The sequence below is a fragment of the Mangrovibacillus sp. Mu-81 genome, assembly GCF_036867415.1.
Lineage (GTDB): Bacteria > Bacillota > Bacilli > Bacillales > Bacillaceae_B > Rossellomorea.
In genome coordinates this window covers 72,408-91,522 of record NZ_JBAJHU010000005.1, presented here as the reverse complement: position 1 = coordinate 91,522, position 19,115 = coordinate 72,408, and the positions used below count along the sequence as shown (strand labels likewise).

Annotated in this window: 19 protein-coding genes; 2 read left to right on the top strand and 17 right to left on the bottom strand. The window is 42.1% G+C overall.

Features of this window, described 5'->3' with window-relative positions:
* Positions 1–37: 37 nt before the first annotated feature.
* The 7 genes from V6B33_RS12555 to V6B33_RS12525 form a co-directional block, all read right to left on the bottom strand.
* A complete protein-coding gene (locus tag V6B33_RS12555; protein ID WP_334218092.1) occupies positions 38–841 on the bottom strand; it encodes a DUF92 domain-containing protein in 804 nt (267 codons plus the stop codon).
* A complete protein-coding gene (locus V6B33_RS12550) occupies positions 819–1,382 on the bottom strand; it encodes a 5-formyltetrahydrofolate cyclo-ligase (RefSeq protein WP_334218091.1) in 564 nt (187 codons plus the stop codon). Before V6B33_RS12550 ends, V6B33_RS12555 begins: the two co-directional genes overlap by 23 nt.
* Before the next feature lie 125 nt (positions 1,383–1,507).
* Positions 1,508–1,657, bottom strand: a complete 150-nt coding sequence (rpmG, locus tag V6B33_RS12545) for a 50S ribosomal protein L33 (protein ID WP_064091498.1) — start codon at positions 1,655–1,657, stop codon at positions 1,508–1,510.
* 57 nt (positions 1,658–1,714) lie between these two features.
* Positions 1,715–2,299 carry a hypothetical protein gene (locus V6B33_RS12540; RefSeq protein ID WP_334218090.1) on the bottom strand — a complete coding sequence of 195 codons (585 nt, stop codon included), beginning with the start codon at positions 2,297–2,299 and terminating at the stop codon, positions 1,715–1,717.
* Between the two features lie 6 nt (positions 2,300–2,305).
* Positions 2,306–3,313, bottom strand: coding sequence for a nucleotidyltransferase family protein (locus tag V6B33_RS12535; RefSeq protein ID WP_334218089.1), 1,008 nt, complete (start codon positions 3,311–3,313; stop codon positions 2,306–2,308).
* Positions 3,313–5,637, bottom strand: coding sequence for a glycosyltransferase (locus V6B33_RS12530; protein ID WP_334218088.1), 2,325 nt, complete (start codon positions 5,635–5,637; stop codon positions 3,313–3,315). The genes V6B33_RS12535 and V6B33_RS12530 overlap by 1 nt, the downstream gene beginning before the upstream one ends.
* A complete protein-coding gene (locus V6B33_RS12525) occupies positions 5,634–6,338 on the bottom strand; it encodes a DUF4912 domain-containing protein (protein ID WP_334218087.1) in 705 nt (234 codons plus the stop codon). The genes V6B33_RS12530 and V6B33_RS12525 overlap by 4 nt, the downstream gene beginning before the upstream one ends.
* A 362-nt stretch (positions 6,339–6,700) precedes the next feature.
* On the opposite strand from V6B33_RS12525, the gene V6B33_RS12520 reads away from it, so the two are divergent.
* Together V6B33_RS12520 and V6B33_RS12515 are read left to right on the top strand one after the other, a co-directional pair.
* Positions 6,701–7,048 carry a hypothetical protein gene (locus V6B33_RS12520; protein ID WP_334218086.1) on the top strand — a complete coding sequence of 116 codons (348 nt, stop codon included), beginning with the start codon at positions 6,701–6,703 and terminating at the stop codon, positions 7,046–7,048.
* A gap of 12 nt (positions 7,049–7,060) precedes the next feature.
* A complete protein-coding gene (locus tag V6B33_RS12515) occupies positions 7,061–7,510 on the top strand; it encodes a hypothetical protein (protein WP_334218085.1) in 450 nt (149 codons plus the stop codon).
* Positions 7,511–7,565: 55 nt separating this feature from the next.
* Here the strand turns inward: V6B33_RS12515 and phoU are convergent, their stop codons facing one another.
* The 10 genes from phoU to V6B33_RS12465 all read right to left on the bottom strand — a co-directional run bounded on the left by phoU (position 7,566) and on the right by V6B33_RS12465 (position 18,948).
* A complete protein-coding gene (gene phoU / locus V6B33_RS12510) occupies positions 7,566–8,225 on the bottom strand; it encodes a phosphate signaling complex protein PhoU (RefSeq protein ID WP_334218084.1) in 660 nt (219 codons plus the stop codon).
* Positions 8,226–8,332: 107 nt separating this feature from the next.
* On the bottom strand, positions 8,333–9,139 hold the full coding sequence (gene pstB / locus V6B33_RS12505) for a phosphate ABC transporter ATP-binding protein PstB (RefSeq protein ID WP_334218083.1): 807 nt from the start codon (positions 9,137–9,139) through the stop codon (positions 8,333–8,335).
* 46 nt (positions 9,140–9,185) lie between these two features.
* Positions 9,186–10,064: a phosphate ABC transporter permease PstA gene (pstA, locus tag V6B33_RS12500; RefSeq protein WP_334218082.1), complete on the bottom strand. Its 879-nt coding sequence runs from the start codon at positions 10,062–10,064 to the stop codon at positions 9,186–9,188.
* 2 nt (positions 10,065–10,066) lie between these two features.
* Positions 10,067–11,011, bottom strand: a complete 945-nt coding sequence (pstC, locus tag V6B33_RS12495; protein WP_334218081.1) for a phosphate ABC transporter permease subunit PstC — start codon at positions 11,009–11,011, stop codon at positions 10,067–10,069.
* Between the two features lie 85 nt (positions 11,012–11,096).
* On the bottom strand, positions 11,097–12,026 hold the full coding sequence (locus V6B33_RS12490; RefSeq protein ID WP_334218080.1) for a PstS family phosphate ABC transporter substrate-binding protein: 930 nt from the start codon (positions 12,024–12,026) through the stop codon (positions 11,097–11,099).
* Positions 12,027–12,335: 309 nt separating this feature from the next.
* Positions 12,336–14,534, bottom strand: coding sequence for a peptidoglycan D,D-transpeptidase FtsI family protein (locus tag V6B33_RS12485; protein ID WP_442915527.1), 2,199 nt, complete (start codon positions 14,532–14,534; stop codon positions 12,336–12,338).
* 134 nt (positions 14,535–14,668) lie between these two features.
* Entirely contained in the window at positions 14,669–15,886 is a 1,218-nt protein-coding gene (locus tag V6B33_RS12480; protein ID WP_334218078.1) for an MFS transporter, read from the bottom strand.
* A gap of 106 nt (positions 15,887–15,992) precedes the next feature.
* Positions 15,993–16,601 (bottom strand): superoxide dismutase SodA, encoded by a 609-nt coding sequence (gene sodA / locus V6B33_RS12475; protein ID WP_334218077.1) that lies wholly within the window; start codon positions 16,599–16,601, stop codon positions 15,993–15,995.
* A gap of 167 nt (positions 16,602–16,768) precedes the next feature.
* On the bottom strand, positions 16,769–17,248 hold the full coding sequence (locus tag V6B33_RS12470) for a DUF456 domain-containing protein (RefSeq protein WP_334218076.1): 480 nt from the start codon (positions 17,246–17,248) through the stop codon (positions 16,769–16,771).
* A gap of 71 nt (positions 17,249–17,319) precedes the next feature.
* A complete protein-coding gene (locus V6B33_RS12465) occupies positions 17,320–18,948 on the bottom strand; it encodes a Na/Pi cotransporter family protein (RefSeq protein WP_334218075.1) in 1,629 nt (542 codons plus the stop codon).
* Positions 18,949–19,115 lie beyond the last annotated feature (167 nt).

Sequence of the window (19,115 nt, the reverse complement as noted above, 5' to 3'; positions counted from 1 at the left end):
AGTTTGGATCATCTACTCCCATATTATCCACTCATTTTCAACCGGGAATGAATAGCAGAACGGCAGCTCCCGCAAGAAAACTTGAAAGAAAATTGACGCATTCATTATTCATCCATGAGAAACCCTTACTTTTAACAGCAGGAACGCCACAGTGTATATAGGCTTCTGTGGAAGAACTGCAGACGGGACATATGAATTCTTCCTGCCAGTACGCACCTGCCACTGTATCGAAAACGTTCCCAAGAAAACCTGCTGAGCTGATGAGAATGAAGAGTGGCCATTGAAATGGATCATGTAAAGTTAAGAAAATAAATGATATAAAGATCGATCCCGCTAATGCCGCGACCGTGCCCAGGAGGGATACTGCGCCGGAAGTTCCTTTTTTCACTCTCTTGAATGACCTAATGGAAAGTGGAGACTTCCTGTTCAATGGTCCTATTTCTGAAGCCCATGTATCAGAGTTTGCTGCGGCGATAGCGGCTGCAAATGAATAGAGCCACCATTCACTTCCTGTGAAATGGTATAGGATGATGAAGAGAGCTGCCGGTCCTCCATTTGCCCATACCTGCTGCCAGTCACGAACAGATGACTTGGCCAATCTCCCTTCTATTTCTGCTTTTGACCCTGTAAACAATTTGGACCAAATGCTTGAACTAAGAAAAAACGCCCCCAGTAACAGCAGACCATTCCAACCATAGACATACCCGATGATGCACCCCATGATAAGGGCAGACAAGGCGCCGGAGAAACTTAGATTCCTTGTTTTCCACCCGCCATATGATACAAGCAGCACAATCAGAAAGATCAACACACTTGATTTATCCACACTGAATACTGTCACTTTCGGTTATAATCCTGGCAACCGGTATATCAAAGGATTCAACGGGCAGTTCCTCCACCAGCTGTTCATTGAATGCCAGAGACAATGTCCATCCGCTGTATCCGGTGAGGAACCGGTCATAATACCCGCCCCCGAACCCGAGACGGTATCCATTCCTTGTATAAGCAAGACCGGGGACTATGACAGTATGAATCTGTTCTATATGTACTGAACTGGTACTGGAAGGAATAGGTTCATACAGGTCATAATACACTTTCTCAAGAGATGTAAAAGAATTCAGTTCACGGAAATCCAATGCTCTTGTTGAAGGCGTACATTTCGGGACACATATCTTCTTCCCTTCTTCCCATGCTCGTTTAATCAGGTTCCACGTGTTGATCTCTGGATGTTTAGAAACAGTGACTGCTATGACTTCACTATTCTTCCATTCATCAGTTTGATAGAGTCTTTGCTCGATTTGAAAACACTTTTGCTCATATTCCAGTGCAGAAATCCCCCTCAATACTTCAAGCTGACTTCTCCTCAATGCTTTTTTACTCATGCACAGCCCTCCTTCTTCTCTACCTATTATATCAGCAGGAATCTTTATCTATTAGTTATTTTATTAGCGAATAAGATCTGATTGGCTATGAGCATAAAAAAAAGCAGCGGATAAAATCCGGCTGCTTATTTCGTTTCGCGGTGAAGAGTCACACGCTTTAATTTCGGGCAATATTTTTTTAGCTCAAGACGGTCTGGGTTATTACGCTTGTTCTTTGTAGTAATATAATTACGCTCACCAGTTTCTGTGCAAGCTAATGTAATGTTTACACGCATTATAATTTCCCTCCAAACTTCACAATCTTCATCTATTCATACGACTTTTCTATAATATCACTTTTCCTGGTGAAATGCTAGTCCGTTTTTCATTCTATCGGTTAAAAATAATCCTTTACCCTCTACAGTACCTTCCACTGCGAAAAGCTTTCCTTGTTTCACTTCAAAGGGCTTGAATGTATACTCAAGCATATACGCCATCATATGAAGCCCATTCGTAATAGGGTAGTAATACAGACTGCCATTCTTCAACGACTTTTTCCAAAGTTGCAAGCCTTTTAAATTTAAGGGATACACTGATTTTTTTACGCTATCAGCACAAGAAACGACATTTGACATGGCCATATCATTTTTACTGTAATTATAGAATGCATCTTTTGAAAGGGACAGAACCCCAATCGTCTCTTCACAGCATGCCAGCCACTCCACCAGAAAGAACACTTTCAGCTTTCGGGTTTCTTTCGTGACATTTTCAAATTCAAACGTCAGCGACTCCCCCCAGCTCTCTTTCCCTTCCGTTTGATGCATTTTTATCCCGTTGAAAGGGTCGTCTGCTTTCCCGAGAGGTCTATACGAATCTGCTTCCTTCCAGGCGATTCCTTGAATATTAAACTTTTTGTCTATTCGATTATTATTATTCATCCGCCTCTACACCTTTTGCCATGTTTTTATTTTCTTTCCATAATACCTAGCAAGCTCTCTAGCAAGGTTCCTCCGGTCTGCTTTCGAATAAATAATAAAGCCTCTGTCAGGATCACTTACAATCTTAGTCCACCCGCCATCACGGTGTTCGATCATGAACTCTTCTTCATCCATCGATGGGACTGTTTCCAGCAGTTTCGCAAGGACGAAAGGCTTCTTCACCTTGGGACATGCCACCTGTACCCTCGTTATGAAGGGGTCTGGGATGGGCACGCCTTGATTTCTTGAATTAGGTAATGCCTTCCCGGGAGTGAACTGCCCCCTCATCAAATCATCCCGTGCCTTCTTGTATTCTTCGGGATTTCCGATATCTCTCCAATAGGCATTGGTTTTGTATACATATACGGGTTCATTATTATTTAAAAGCGATGGAATTAGATCCTGACTGAAATCGATGGCGCCTTTTCTTGAGTATTTCTTGAGGAGGAAAGGCTCGACTATATAAACACCTGTGTTGACCTCGTTTCTTTCCCATGTGGCTGGCTTCTCGATGAAATCAACAAGCTTCCTGCTTAGATCCGTATAACATATCCCATATTCGCCGGGATTGGGTACTTCCTTTGATACCAGCGTCATGGCAGCATTTTTACTTGTATGAAATTGAATCACCTGATCAATCGGGATATTGGTAAATGCATCACCACTTAATACAAGAAACGGTTCCTCTAACAGATTCTTAGCCAGAAATATACCGCCTGCTGTACCCAGTGGCTTCCTTTCTTCCAAGTAACGTATATTCACATGGAAACGGCTTCCGTTACCAAAGTATTCTTTAATTGTATTGCTTTTATAACATGTAGTAATAAGAATATCCTTGATTCCATATGAGCTTAGAAGATTGATGCTGTATTCGAGGATCGGTTTATTGAGAATCGGCACCATTGGCTTGGCGACTGATATTGTATAGGGTCTCAGCCGCTTCCCTTCTCCCCCTGCCAGTATGACTGCTTTCATTACCGCAATCCTTCTACTTTGGCTTGAAGGAGAACATCTTCATATATATGAATCGTTTGATCGGCAATCCGCTCCCAGCTGAACATGGACTGTGCCATCCTGAAGCCCACTTCCCCAAGTCGCCGGGATTTTTCCGGATGGTTCAATAAAGACTGAAGATGTGAATATAGATTGGACTCATCGTCAGGCTGGAATAATAAACCGGTATGTTCATGTTTAACGATGCTTTTCAAGCCGCCGGTATCGGATGCCACCACCGCTTTTTTGAATGCCATCGCTTCGAGTGCAACGATGCCGAATGGCTCATAAAGACTTGGAAAAATGACTGCGAGGCAATTTTTCAAGTAACTGTTTCTCTTTTCATCTGTAATGAATCCTGTGAATATGACGATATCCTCCAGACCTTCGTTCCTTACCTGCTGGCGGTAATATTCCAGCATCGGCCCCTTCCCGGCTATGATGAATGAGACCTTTTGACCTTCATCTTTCAATATGGAAGCAGCACGGATAAGCGTGTTGAACCCTTTCTCATGAACCATTCTGCCGATTGAAAAGAAATAGGGGGGATGATCCTTACCAAATTGATTTCCAGCCGACTGCTCAAGTCGTTCTAATTCGACACCATTTGGAATCACCGCCATCGGTGCATCAAATGTGAACAATGATTTAACTTCTTCTTTCATATGTTCACTGCATACAATCACGTGGTCGGAAGCAGCGGTCAATAACTGTTCTTCATTGTGAATTTTTTGTTGAAGTTCGGTGTAGATTCCTTGATTACGGCCATGCTCTGTAGCGTGGATCGTTGTAATCAGAGGAAGTGAGTAATATTCCTTTAACTTGGTTGCAGATGTCGAGACAATCCAGTCGTGAGCATGGATATGAGTGATTTTTTCCTGAGAAATCAATTCGTGTGCGTATTGAACGAAAGATTGATTCAAATCAAACACCCACTTGAAGAAATTCTCTTCATATGGATGCAATGGGTGCACCCGGTGGATCGTCACTCCTTCAACTGTTTCAAAGGGAGGCGCATCTTTGGACCTCGCCGTCAGAACATGGACCTTCCTCCCTTTCCTAACCAAATTATTGGCCAGATCATACACATGGCGTGAAAGACCGCCTACAATATTAGGCGGATATTCCCAGCTCAGAATTAGGACGGCACCCTCATTCTCTAACGGTGAACGGGCATCTTTAACGGGGAGGCCGGCATCAAGCAGGTCGTCTGAAAGGATGCTATTCACATTCTTCCGATGGTGAAGGAAATGATCATCTTCCGTTCCATCGAGAAGGTGGGAGGCAATCCGGTTAAAGTGGGACTGCTCCAACCGGCTTTCATTCAATCCTTGAAGAGCTGAAATGAATTCTCTCGTCAGTTGGTGGATTCCAGGGCTGTTTTTTTCCAAATTAGAACTTACTTTCTCCAAGGTATCTTCCATTTGATGGACTTTACGCAATTTTTTCATCGCCTCGTCCTCTATTATTGGAGCAAGGCTTTCCATTCCTAAATAGCCGAATCCGATTCTTGCAAGCGTCGAAGGGGCATTGAGCCGCCTTCGAATGGAGGATGGAGGAAATTCTTTAACTTTCTCCATTTCGTTTCCATCCAATTTAACTGGCAGAAGAACGATGTCTTCAGAATCCTCTCTATTCCCACGCTCCACGCCGTCCCGTACAATAACCGGAATCAATTTTAACCCCCTCGGACTCCGGACCACTCCTGCCTCCTCTTCCTTTTCACTGAAGGTGTACGAGAAAGAAGATATGAAGGATGCTTCTATTCCTTCCGCAAGAAGATAGAGATCAAGGCCCGGTAAATAAGCAGCTTGAGGAAGCCAAAAAAATTCCGGGCGGACGCCCATATATCTCTTAAAACATTCAATACTCACCTTGATCTGAATTTCCAATCCTCTGGAGGTACGGTAATGAGTAAGGGGAAGCGAATTCACTGAAGTCGGAACGAGAATGACTTTCCCATCCTCCAACAGTTTGGTATACGCTGCCGTTAAATCTTTGTTCCACATCATCCATTGAGAATAGACGTGTATCCACTTTTCCTTTTCTGCTTGCTCCCCCCGCAGCATGGAATGCAGGAATGAATCAGCCGCCGTCTTGAATTCATCCGTTGAAACGAAACAAAATAACAAGGGATTCATAATGACGGGAATGGGATCTCCGTCGTGTTCATTTAGTAGATTGATCAAATTTATATTTTCTTTGAACAGGATAGAATACGATTCTTCACAATGATTTCTATCCTCCATATCCATCAAAACTTCATGAAATTGTGGAAGTATCATTACTGAATGTCTTGCGTTCATGTTTTATCCCCCTGATTCATCACATAATAAGAATACGTACTGACATGTTCCACCCATTTCGGTTCTTTCATTCTTCCTTGTTCAAATTCTTTCAACTCTTTCAAACTATGGAATTCCGATTCCCTGGTGTATCTGGGGGTATGAATGACATTCGAGCGCTTTATGGCAACGAATTCGCCTGAAGGTATACGAATACCTATGTCCATACAGTAGCTTCTATTTTCCTTCAGTCCATTCAGGAACCAGTCTGATTCTGAATGAGGGACATATGAGTCCATATATGAATGTTGATTATGACCGTTGAACGTGATCGACGTAATATCATACAGCCTGAGGACAAAAGGTGATGCCGCTTCCAGATCAAAATGGGCTTTCATATGATCCATCCACGCCTTAGAGATCGTCCAATAACAATAAATGCGTGAACCTGTTGAGTATGTAATCGTGAAGTCGTGAACCCCCGGAATGCCATTTGATTTGCGGGTCCCGGATGGCGAATATTTTTTCTTTATCCTGCCCATCCGTTTACCCGTCTGTTTCATTACAGTCTTAGTCTCTCCTGATTGTGCTTCGCTGTTCCCCATCATCTTCTGATACTTTACCCATTGATATTGAACTTTCCCCACAGTCGTTTCCAATTCTTTCGCAATTTTCCTGAATGAAATCCCCTGTTCCCTCATCTTGATTATTTCATTTAGCACAAGTTAACCTCCCAGCCTTAAACGATAAGTATATGAATTCATCTAAATATTATGACAATTATTCTTAATTTAATCGTACCACCCTATTCAAAAACCTACAATAAACGCATTTTGTCGTATCTTGTTTAGTATGTTGAAAACATCGTAAGTACGCGGATTTTATTTTAAATTATTCTTCAATAATTCCCAAAAACCATATATAAAGCGGTTTCATGGTTGTTACGACAATTTTCAGGGAAAAGAAACGGTGCAAATGTGACAAATTGTTCAGGTATTTTACAATTTTATCTTTTCATTCTCTAGAGAAGGAGCATCTTCTATGCTATAACTAAGAAAGAACAAATAAGCATGAGGTGATATTTTTGGAAGTACTGCTAATGAGCTTAATGGGGTTCTCCATTCTATTATTCTTTCTTTCTTTTTTTCAAAAAGACCGTTACTCAGGCCTTGAAAAAGAAGTGGAAGATTTATCAATGACGTTCCTGCAGGAGAATTATCAAATGAAGAAACGGCTGAGAGTGCTGGAAGAGGAGCTGCTGATGGACGGGGATTCTTCAATGAAGGGCACTGCCCCGGTCAGGAAACCGATACATGAAGTGGTAAGAAATCAAGTCATCGCCCTTCATCAGCAAGGGATTCCACTGGAGCAGATCGCAAAGCAATCAGCCCTCACGAAATCGGATGTTCAACATATTATTTCAACGCTTTAGAAAGGAGTTCATATGAACAAACAATCAACCAGAGCTTTCTCTGCCGGAATATTGTTTACGTCAGCCATCATTTTCATTTATTGTTTTTACTTCGATACAACCTCTGCTTTATCTACTGATCCGATTCCTGATGGTCATACGGTCGTAAAGGAAACGGAATTAAGAGAGAAAGAAAACGAAATAGCAGAGTTGCAAGAGCAGCTGGATACGATCCATTCAGATTCAGAGAAAGAAACGTCTCCCTCTTCAAATGAAAAGTTCCAATTGACTTTAACGATTGAATCGGGAATGACACCTGCTGATATTGAAGAAAGACTGAAACAGGCGAAGATCATCAGTGAAGAGGAGAAATTCGTACAGTATATCGTAGACAATGGATATGCTGATACGATACAGATCGGTGACTTTCTCGTGAATTCCGGGATGTCCGTAGAAGAAATTGCGAAGCTGATTACAAAGTGAAGAAGTTCTGTCATGAAGAAACAAGCTGCCCGGTCGCCGGGCAGCTTGTTTCTTTCTATTCATTCAAATCATAGCGGCGGCCTTTGACTAAATAAAAGACCCCTTCAGCAATATTGGTTGTGTGGTCTGCCGCTCTTTCTAAATAACGGCAGATGAATGATAACTGTGTGATCTGGGCGGTGAATTCGGGCTTTTCTTTATTCAAAGTAAGAAGTTCCATGATTGTTTCCCCGTATAAATCATCTACTTTATCATCCATTTCAGCTATTCTCTTGGCCTTGACAACATCTTCTTCCACGAAAGATTCCAGTGTCAAGGCAATCATGTCTGAAGTGATGCTGTGCATTTCTTTAATATGGTGCACTGGTTTGATCAGTGGTTCTTTCCCGATACGAATGGTCGACTTTGCTACATTGACAGCAAAATCTGCAATCCGTTCAAGATCGGATGCAATCTTGATTGCAACGATTACTCTTCTTAAATCTGTTGCCACTGGCTGCTGTTTTGCAATCAGCAGGATGGCAAGGTCATTGATTTCTTCTTCAAGGTCATCCGCTTTCTGATCTCCCTCGATTATTGCAAGGGCCGTGTCTACATCTTTTTCTTCGAGTGCTTTAATGCTTTTCTCGAGAGATGCCCTGGCGATATTCCCAAGTTCCATAAGCTTCGTTTGCAGTTCCTTTAAATTCGCATCGAAATGTCCTCGTACTGACATCATCATTCCCCTTCCTGTTTCCATGCACTTATTCTAGTATCATTTTTCTATATCCCGCTAATGCCGCTGTTGGTTTTCTCAATACGCTTTATCAGAACCGGTATCTATTATCCAAAACGTCCGGAAATATAATCTTCTGTTCGTTTGTCAGAAGGAGTCGAGAAGATTTTGTCTGTTTTATCGAATTCAACAACTTCTCCGTTCAGGAAGAACGCTGTACGATCTGATATACGTGCAGCCTGCTGCATGTTATGTGTCACAATAATGATGCTGTAGTCTGTTTTTAATTCCTGAACAAGTTCTTCTACCTTAAGGGTGGATATTGGGTCGAGTGCTGATGTCGGTTCATCCATCAAGATTACGTCAGGCTCGATTGCCAGACATCTCGCAATGCAGATACGCTGTTGTTGACCGCCGGATAATCCATAGGCATTTGAATTTAAACGATCCTTCACTTCATCCCAGATCGCAGCTCCGCGCAAGCTTTTTTCGACGATTTCATCAAGTACCTTTTTGTTTTTGATTCCATGGGTACGGGGACCATAGGCAATATTGTCATAGATCGATTTCGGGAACGGATTCGGCTTTTGGAAGACCATCCCTACTTTTGTACGCAGCTCTTCTACGCGGTAATTTTTATCAAAGATATTACGGTCCCGATATACGATGTCACCGGATGTTTTCACACTTGGAATTAATTCAATCATTCTGTTCAGCGTTTTTATATAAGTCGATTTCCCGCATCCGGATGGCCCGATGATCGCTGTTACCTCGTTTTCCATGACATCAAGGTCAATATTTTTCAAAGCATGGTTTGTGCCATACCATAAGTTCAGTTGTTTTGTTTGATATACCGGTTGTTTTGATCCTGTCGTATCCATGTTTTCATTTACCTTCGTCATTAACGTTTGCATATTTGAAAGCCTCCTTCATCCAATTAAAACCATATCATTTTCACTATTAGAATCGATTTTGAAATTTATTTCGTATAAATACCGCAACCGAGTTCATGAATAGAAGCAGAAGCAGCAAGATGATGATTCCTGCGGAAGCCACATCATGAAAGGCTGCCTGAGGTCTTCTTGTCCAGTCATAAATCTGCATAGGAAGCGCTGTGAACGTATCCATGATCGATGCAGGTGTGAATAAGAGAATCGTTGGTACACCAAGCACGACAAGAGGAGCCGTTTCACCGATCGCACGGGAAAATGCGAGGATGCTCCCTGTTAAAATGCCCGGTACCGCAGCCGGTAGAACGACCCGTGTAATGGTCTGCCATTTCGTTGCACCCATCGCATACGAAGCATCACGCAGCTCCCTCGGAACTGCACGGATGGCTTCCTGTGCTGCCACGATGATAACCGGCAGGATTAATAGACTCATTGTCAGTCCTGCAGCGAGGACACTTTGACCCAATGCGAACATACGGGCAAAGATGGTCAAACCAAGCAAACCAAAGACTACTGAAGGAACACCCGCAAGATTTGAAATATTCACCTTGATGAATTGATTGATTTTATTCTGTTTTGCGTATTCTTCCAAATAAATGGCTGTTCCGACAGCTAAAATAAATGAAACGACCACGACTACTGCCATCAACCAAAGCGAACCGATTAATGCAGCATATATACCTGCTTTTTCCGGGAATCTTGACCCCATACTTTGCAAGAACTGAAGATCAAGATAGCCAATTCCTTGAGTGAATACACGATAGAGTAATACCGCCAATACCACCAGGCCAAATAAAGTGGCCAAGAAAAATAAGGCACGAAATAGATGATTTACGGCCAATCGTGAAGACATTTTTTTCAAAACATGATCCTGATTGATTTGCTTCATACTTAATACTCCTCTCTGAATCGTTTAGAGATGTATTGTGCAAGAAGATTCATTCCTAACGTAAATAAGAACAAGGTGAATCCAACCGCATAAATACTGTAATAAATGGTTGTTCCGTAACCGGCATCACCAGTACTTACCTGCACAATATAAGATGTCATCGTCTGGATGGATTCTGTCAGATTCCATGAAAGGTTTGGTGTAGCACCTGCAGCTACAGTAACGATCATCGTTTCCCCGATTGCACGGGATATCGCAAGTACAACAGAAGCCACAATGCCTGACACAGCAGCAGGAAGCACAATTTTAACCGCTACTTCCAGTTTCGTAGCACCCATTGCAAGTGCCCCTTCACGAATGGAGTTAGGCACAGAAGACATCGCATCTTCAGAAAGGGAGGCAATCATCGGGATGATCATGACACCTACCACGATCCCGGGACTGAGAGCATTAAATATACTTAACTCAGGGATAAAGTTCTTCAAAAATGGTGTGACGAAAGTCAGTGCAAAGAATCCATAGACGATTGTCGGAATCCCTGCTAATACCTCCAATATCGGTTTAATGAATCTTCTTGAACGGTCTGTTGCATACTCACTCAAATAAATGGCTGAAGCCAGTCCTATCGGTACTGCCACCAGCACTGCAATTCCGGTAATTTTTAACGTTCCTGAAATTAACGGCAGAATTCCATAATTAGGGTTCTCGATTGAAAATGGGAACCATTTGGTTCCAGTGACAAAATCAAATAATGGAACCTTTGAAAAGAATGTTACTGTTTCAAAAATAAGAGTAAACACAATTCCGAGTGTTGTTAACACTGATACCCCTGCAATGGCAAATAAGATCCAGGGTATCGCTTTTTCGATCTTTTGATTAATGCCTTTATTATTATTTTGTTCAATCATCTCTGCAACAGAGTTTGATTTAGTTGAACCTGAAACCATAATTGCAAACCCCTTTCATCCACATGACAAGATGAGAAGCGATCAACGCTTCTCATCACTGATCAATTAAACTTAGTACCGTTAATTACTTGAGACCTTCTAATTTTTTCAACGCTTCCTTGTAGTGGTCTTCTGGCATGCTTACATAACCAACCGCTTCTGCCATTTCACCTGCATTTTCAAGCGTAAACTTCATATAGTCATAAGCTGCTTCATTTTCTTTCATCGATTCATTTTTAGCATATACAAACAACGGACGCGATAATGGATAATCTCCACTTTCGACTGTTTCATTTGTCGGTTCTACACCATCGATCTTAACAATTTTCAAATTATCTTTATTCGCTAAATAATGTGCATATCCAAAGAATCCAATTGCATTCTTGTCACCGGTAACGCCTGTAACAAGAACATTATCGTCTTCTGAAAGCTGAATGTTTTGTCTGACCATATCTTTTTCTTCCAATACTTCTTCATGGAAGAAATCATATGTTCCTGAATCTGTTCCAGGAGAATAGAATTTCACTTCCTCATCAGGCCATTCAGGGTTGATGTCTGACCATTTCTTCGTCTTTCCATCTTCTAACCAAAGTTTTCTGAGATCTTCCATTGTCATCTCTTCAACCCAGTCGTTATCTTTATTTACTACGACAGATAGTCCGTCGTTTGCTACTTTAAACTCTGTAAAACCAATTCCTGCTTCTTCAAGACTTTTCTTTTCTTCATCTTTGATCGGTCGGGACGCATTAGATAAATCTGTTTCCCCGGCAATGAACTTTTCAAATCCTCCGCCTGATCCGGAAACACCGATTGAAACTTTAACATCTGGTTGAACCGCAGCATATTCTTCGTTGATTGCTTCAGCAATCGGTGCAACAGTGGAAGAACCGTCCACTTTCACAGTGCCTGATAATTGTTCACCGTTACTTTCAGCTCCACCGCTCGCGCCACAGGCACCTAATAGTAGTGCTGAACCAACCATTGCTGACATTGCTAAATGTTTAAAGCTTTTCATTCCTAAATTCCCCCTAAGAAACTTGGTTGTTTTGTCCTACGAGTACAAGATTAATAGATTAGTGTTAATTGGGTTTTAATCGGTTGTAAAGGTTTTGTAAATTCGACAATTATTTATGTTTCAACGTTTAGAGTGTTAAGCTTCATCCATTACTGACCTTTGAAAGGTTCACTTATGAGAAATTCATCTCGTGATGAAACATGAGCGTTATTACTTATTCATTCGAAAAGAACATACTGCCATTCCATCTTTATCCCTATAAATAAAAAAAGCTGACCCTTCGGCGGGATCAGCTTTTCAATCATTGCTTCAGTTATTTTCAACTCGATCTTCTTCTTGTCTTTTTTCTGCTTCATCAGCGTTTTCGATCTTTTTATTGACTGTTGTCGGATCTCCGACTTCTTTTGCACGTTTCTTCTTCAGTTCAAAGTACTTGTCCATCACGCGTTTTGAAATATACTTATTCACGTATGGATCGGCCACTCCACTTGCCTGCACATGGGAGGCCGGAACCATTGTCGCATACGCGACTTCCGGCTGATCGTATGGTGCATAGCCGATCAGCGTTGTATTGTAGCTCAGTTTCCCGTCAATGAATGTTTCTGCGGTCCCTGATTTACCGGCCGCATTGTACGGAGCATCCTTGAACTGTGTATAGGCGGTGCCATCAGGTGAATGATATACACGATAAAACCCTTTTTGGACATGTTCAATCTGAGATGGGGTAGCTTCGACCCGGTTCAAGACATTTGTTTCTTTTTCGAATAATACCGGCCCGAGCATGTCTTTTTCATTGGTGGGTTCCCTGATTTCTTTCATAATGTGCGGCTCTACGCGATATCCGTCATTAGCGATGGTGGATACATACTGTGCGAGCTGCATTGTTGAATAGGTGTCAAACTGACCGATTGCGAAATCGAGAAGCAGACCGGGATTAGTCATTTCACCCTCTATGCCGCTTGCCTCACCTGGTAAATCGATACCCGTAGATACACCCAAACCGAATTGTGAGAAATGATTGCGGAATGTTTTAATTGCATCGGGATTAATGCCCATATTTGCACGGGGAACGTATTGCTGTCCGTTAATTCTCATTGCAACTTTGAACATATAAGCATTAGATGACTTCTCAAGGGCGAATAAATCCGACATCGGGATGCTGCCATAACGATTGAACCAGGAAGTCTTCGGAGTACCTTCGCGGCCGATGATGATAGGCTCATCGACCAATACTTCACCCGGGGTCAGCTTGCCGGTCATATAGCCTGTCAGAACGGTTGCCCCCTTCACTACCGAACCTACTTCATAAGTAGATGTGAAAGTACCTAGGGCGGCATCACGCATCTCATATTTACCCGTATCAGGGTTCTTCACATATTGTTTTCCTGCCATGGCAAGGATTTCACCGGTACTTGGATCCATCATGACAACATAGGCACGGTCAAGGTCAGGCGACTCGCTGCGGTTGACCACTTGCTTCATCAACTCTTCTTCGATGATCTTCTCGACTTCACGCTGCAATTCCATATCAATCGTCAGAACAACATCTTTCCCTCGCTGCCCTTCCTGGATCAACAGGGATTCAAGCACACTTCCGCCTTTGGTCACATTTTTGATCTGTTCTTTCTGTCCTTGAAGAACCTCTTCGTATTGGAGCTCAACATAGCTCTTGCCCACCCGGTCATTCCGATTGTAGTCCCTTGCAAGGTAGGTATTGACCAGATCTTTCGGCAGACCTTCACGAGTGGATGATACATTCCCGAGAATCGTTCGAAGCGTATCATCAAATACATACGATCGTTTCCAGTCAGTCGTCGTATTGACTCCCGGCAGTTCGCTTAAATGTTCACTGACCACTGCAAACTCCTCGGGTGTGACACCTTCATTTTTTACGATTTGCGGGTTCAGCGCATATCCGTTTGTAAATTCCCGATAAATGGCGATTGTTTCGAGATCTTTTTTCGTCAATGCCGAAAGTTCTTCCTTCGTGATACGGTCAAGTCTCATTTGATATACTTCAGCATTGACGTCTTCCTCTGACAAATCTTCATTGTTTTGTAGCTTTTGTATTTCTTTTTCGGAAACTTTTTCTTCAGCTTTTTTCTTATTTTTAATAATCCAATAATCTTTCTTATCACGCTCTGTCACTTCTTTGGCATCTTTCTCAATATAATCGGAAAGCTTTGCTGCCACATCGAACATTTCTTCGATTGAAGTGTTGTTTGTCCTTGTATATGTGATTGCATTTAACGGGATGTTATCGACAATCACATTTCCGTATCTGTCGAAGATTTTCCCGCGGGGGACACTCGTTTTAACGACGACATCTTCAGTTCGTTCCACTTCATTTTTATAGCTTTCTCCATTCACAATTTGAACGAGTCCCAATCTTAGAACCAAAAGAGAGAATAACAAGAACACCGCAAAAAACAGCAAATTCATCCTTGCGGGGACATGAGTCTTTTTTCTTTTCTTACTTTTCTTCAAACGTTCCAGTCCTTCCTCTATGTAAAAATAATGAAATCCATTTTCTGTCCATCCTTTATTTTATAGAAAATGGATTCCTTTTTCTACTCTTACGGAAAGGAAATCGCAGAACAAGGGGAGGAAATAAATCCCTCCCCTTGAACGTATTTACATATTCAGGATGCAGGCAGCTCCACTTTTCTTACAAAGAAGTAAATCAACGTATGTCCGGCGCCAAGGAGCATGAGGAGGACAGGGATGCTCTGTTCATGACTGAAATAAGTAACGGCTATAATAAATGCCACTACCGAAACGATCCTGCCAAGATTCAAAAAAATTTCTCTCACGACGATATATTCAATCCTCATTTCCGCAGCTTTCCACCCCGACCCGATGACGTCATACGTCATGGATATATAAGGTACCAGTAATATCGGGTAGGCAATGGCGATTGTGGCAGCATACAGCAATAGCTTGGTGTAGGTCACGTCGAATACGATGAGGAAGATCGAAAGATAAAGCAGCATGCCCCCGATCAGAATCGCGCGCTTTCGATATTGTTTCTTGATGATTCTCGAAACCGTATAATAACCGATGAAGGCGATCCCGGAATTAATCAGTCCGAACGTACCTATCGCAAATTCACTTCCCGTACTGATGAACACAAACACGGAAATGATGAACACAAATGTCCCTTCCCGGAGCCCCTGAAAGAAGTGAGCATTGGTGATCAGCCGCCAGTTATTGTTATGTTGTCTTTCCTCGAATACCCTTACAAACAAATAGCGGCCGGAAGCTGGCCGTCTCTTCAAGAAAAAGCTTAACAGAACAGCAACAGTGAATAACGCAAGGGAAATGCCGAATACGATTGTATATCCCTTGAAAGATGTAAACCTTGAAATGATAAAACCTGCAAGAATGGGACCGAGCATCCCCCCGGCAGAGGTCAGAGTCCCGAGAAAACCATTAAAGAAATCCCTGGTCTCGGGTTCCGTAATTTCAAATGTAAGTACATTAAATGCCAGCCAATAGAATCCATAACCTATCCCAAGCAATGCGCCGAGGACAATCAATAAATCCTCTGCAGATTCCCCGAATGCCAGAACGGATATGTAAAACAAGGCCAAAAAAATAACACCGAACCTCAGAACGATGACCCTGTCAACTTTCTTCGCAAGCCTTCCCGCTAAGATGAACGTCAACGGTTGAAAAATCACTACCGTCAAATTGTAAATCCCGAGATCGAGGAATTCACCTGACTGCTTCCACAAGTAAATATTCACGAACGTATTCGATAAAGCGATACTCAGTGAATACAATCCCCCGATCAGCAATAACAATGTAAGGTCTCTTGTTAAATCAATGTCACCCAATATTCGTTTAAACCTGCTCATTTATAACTCCCCTTTTACGTACCCCTATCTTTTGAAAAAGGGAAGGAAGTTATGCAGAAAAAAGAGAGGTTCTAAAAAGAACCTCCCTCTCATGTGTATTCTGAAATTATTTAGCAGAAGAATAACGTTTTGCAACTTCGTCCCAGTTAACTACATTCCAAAAAGCATTGATGTAGTCAGGGCGACGGTTTTGATAGTTCAGGTAGTAAGCATGCTCCCAAACATCAAGTCCAAGGATAGGAGTCTTGCCTTCCATCAATGGGCTGTCCTGGTTCAGGGTGCTTGTCACTTCCAATTCACCATTGTTCACTACAAGCCAAGCCCAGCCGGAACCGAAGCGTGTTGCACCTGCATTAGCGAATTCTTCTTTGAACTTGTCAAAGCTTCCGAACTTGGATGTGATGGCATCAGCTAAATCTCCGCTTGGAGCTCCTCCGCCGTTTGGAGAAAGGACCGTCCAGAATAGTGAATGGTTCGCGTGACCGCCGCCATTGTTGCGCACAGCTGTACGTGCTCCTTCCGGAACTGCATCTAAGTTGGAAACTAGATCTTCAATTGATTTGTTTAGAAGGTCGTCATGTCCTTGCAGTGCATCATTTACTTTTGTTACGTATGCGTTATGGTGTTTTGTGTGGTGGATGTTCATTGTTTCCTTATCGATATGAGGCTCTAAAGCGTCATATGCATAAGGTAATTCGGGTAATTTGTAAGCCATGATAAAATTCCTCCCTATGTAAGTTTCCTGAAAACTTTTCAGGTCGTTTCAGTATAAGATTACCAAATCTCCTATATCTGTTCAAATATTTTGATTTGCTTTTCTTACAAAACTAAGGTGCCCATATACAGATGGAACTATCCAAACCGAAACACCATTAACAAAGATTAAATGATAAGAAAAAAGTAAATGACCATTACAAGCTGGATCAGACCTTTGGTGAATACACTCGAGATAAATCCAACTACGGAGCCGATTCCGACTTTGATGGTTTTCTTGAATGATGATCGATGTACGATCCATTCACCGATGATTGCTCCAAGAAATGGACCAAGGATGATACCGAAGACGGGTATGACGAAAGGACCGATCATAAGTCCGATCGTGCTGCCCCATATCCCGGCTTTGGTACCGCCGAACCTTTTCACACCAACTAAGTTTGCTAAATAATCTGCCCCGAATAACAACAGTACAAAAAGGAGCTGCACGGTCCAGAAAAGCCAATTGAATGGTGAAAAATCGAAGAAGACACCGTAAAGCACAAAGCTTGCCAACAGAAACAGAACACTTGGTATGATTGGATAAACCAGTCCTGCAAACGATAGAACCATCAGAATGATGATAATTGTCCAATAAAGGATTTCCATTACTAGTACCTCCCTTCTAAAAAAAAGACTGACTCAGCTTTTGAGTCAGTCTTTAACGCTGCGTACTTCTATTATTCTACACCTAATACTGCTTCTGCAATATTTACGGCATGGTCACCGATACGTTCAAGGTTGCTGATGATATCAACAAATACGATACCTGCCTGTCCTGAACATTTTCCTTCATTCATACGAAGGATATGCTGCTTACGGAGCTTTCTTTCCATTTTATCGATCTGGTCTTCTTTTTCGGCCACTTCACGGGCGATATCTGTATCGTTAAGATCCAGCGATTCAAGGGATCTCTCGACAGTATCGATCGTTAAATTGAACATAGTTTCAAGGTCTTCCATGGCGTCATCAGTAATTTTCACTTTATTGGATTGCTGATACTCAATCAATTCAACGATATTTTCAAAGTGATCGCCGATCCTTTCAATGTCGCGTACAGTATCCATCAGGATGGAATGTCGTTCTGATTCCCCCTCTGATAATGAAGAAGAAGAAAGATCCACTAAATAATTGGTAATTTTCTTATCAAGGTTATTGATGGCTCCTTCGATCTGATAGGCAGCCTCTGCATTTTTCGAGCTTTTTGTCTTCAGGAATTCATTTGTTTCTTGTAAACCCCTTACTGAAAATTGACCCATGCGAAGAACCTCTTCTTTCGCCTGACCTAATGCGATGGAAGGTGACTGCTCGATAAACACGGGATCCAAATGCTTGGAATTTGAATCAACAAATGTATCCTGACCAGGAATCAGTTTCGTTACAATAAGTGCAAGTAACGCGATGAAAGGGAATTGTATAGCCGTATTTGTTATGTTGAACGTTCCATGTGCAAAAGCAATCGTCATTGGCTCATTCAAGTCCAATTGCGCCTGCAGGAACAATACGAACTTTTCAAATAAAGGAAGGGCAATCAAGAAGATTGTCGTTCCGATCAGGTTGAACATTACATGGACTGCAGCTGCTCTTCTTGCCGCTACAGATGCACCGAGTGCAGCTAATACTGCCGTGATGGTCGTCCCAATATTGTCACCGAATAAAATCGGCAGGGCAGCATTGATATCCACCAGGTTCGAACTATACAGTTCCTGCAAAATTCCGATCGTTGCCGAAGAACTTTGTACGATTACGGTAAATAAAGTACCAATTACAACTCCAAGGATCGGATTGGAACTCATGCTTACAGTCAGGTCATGGAAGGCTTCAAGGGATCGAAGAGGTTTCATTCCCCCGCCCATTAATTCAAGTCCATAGAATAATGCACCGAAACCAAAGATCATCTGACCGAAGTTCTGAACTTTTTTATTCTTAAAGAAGAAGAGCAGAATTGTGCCGACAGCAATGATAGGCAATGCGTAAGCACCAATATCAAATCCGATGATGAATGCAGTGACAGTCGTACCGATATTGGCACCCATGATCACACCGATGGCTTGTCTCAGCGTCATGAATCCGGCACTTACCAGACCTACGACGATAACTGTCGTACCACTGCTTGATTGGATCAGGACAGTAACGAATACCCCTGCAAGCACACCCATGAAAGGATTGGTCGTGAACTTATCAAGAATGTCTTTCAGGCGTTCTCCTGCAGACTTTTGCAGGCCGTCACCCATGTACTTTATTCCAAAGAGGAATATCCCCAGTCCGCCAAAGAACTGGAACAACATCTCTTGCCAATTTAATTCCATTTTTTCAACCCCTACTTAAAATTTCGACATTTAACAACAAAAACCCCATACCATTTTTAATACATTTTATAGAATCCGTAAATAGTTTTTACCCCGAATTTACAATAGGTTAATAAAAGTGCAGTTTTATTACAAAAATATTACAAATTATAATTATTATCAATTTA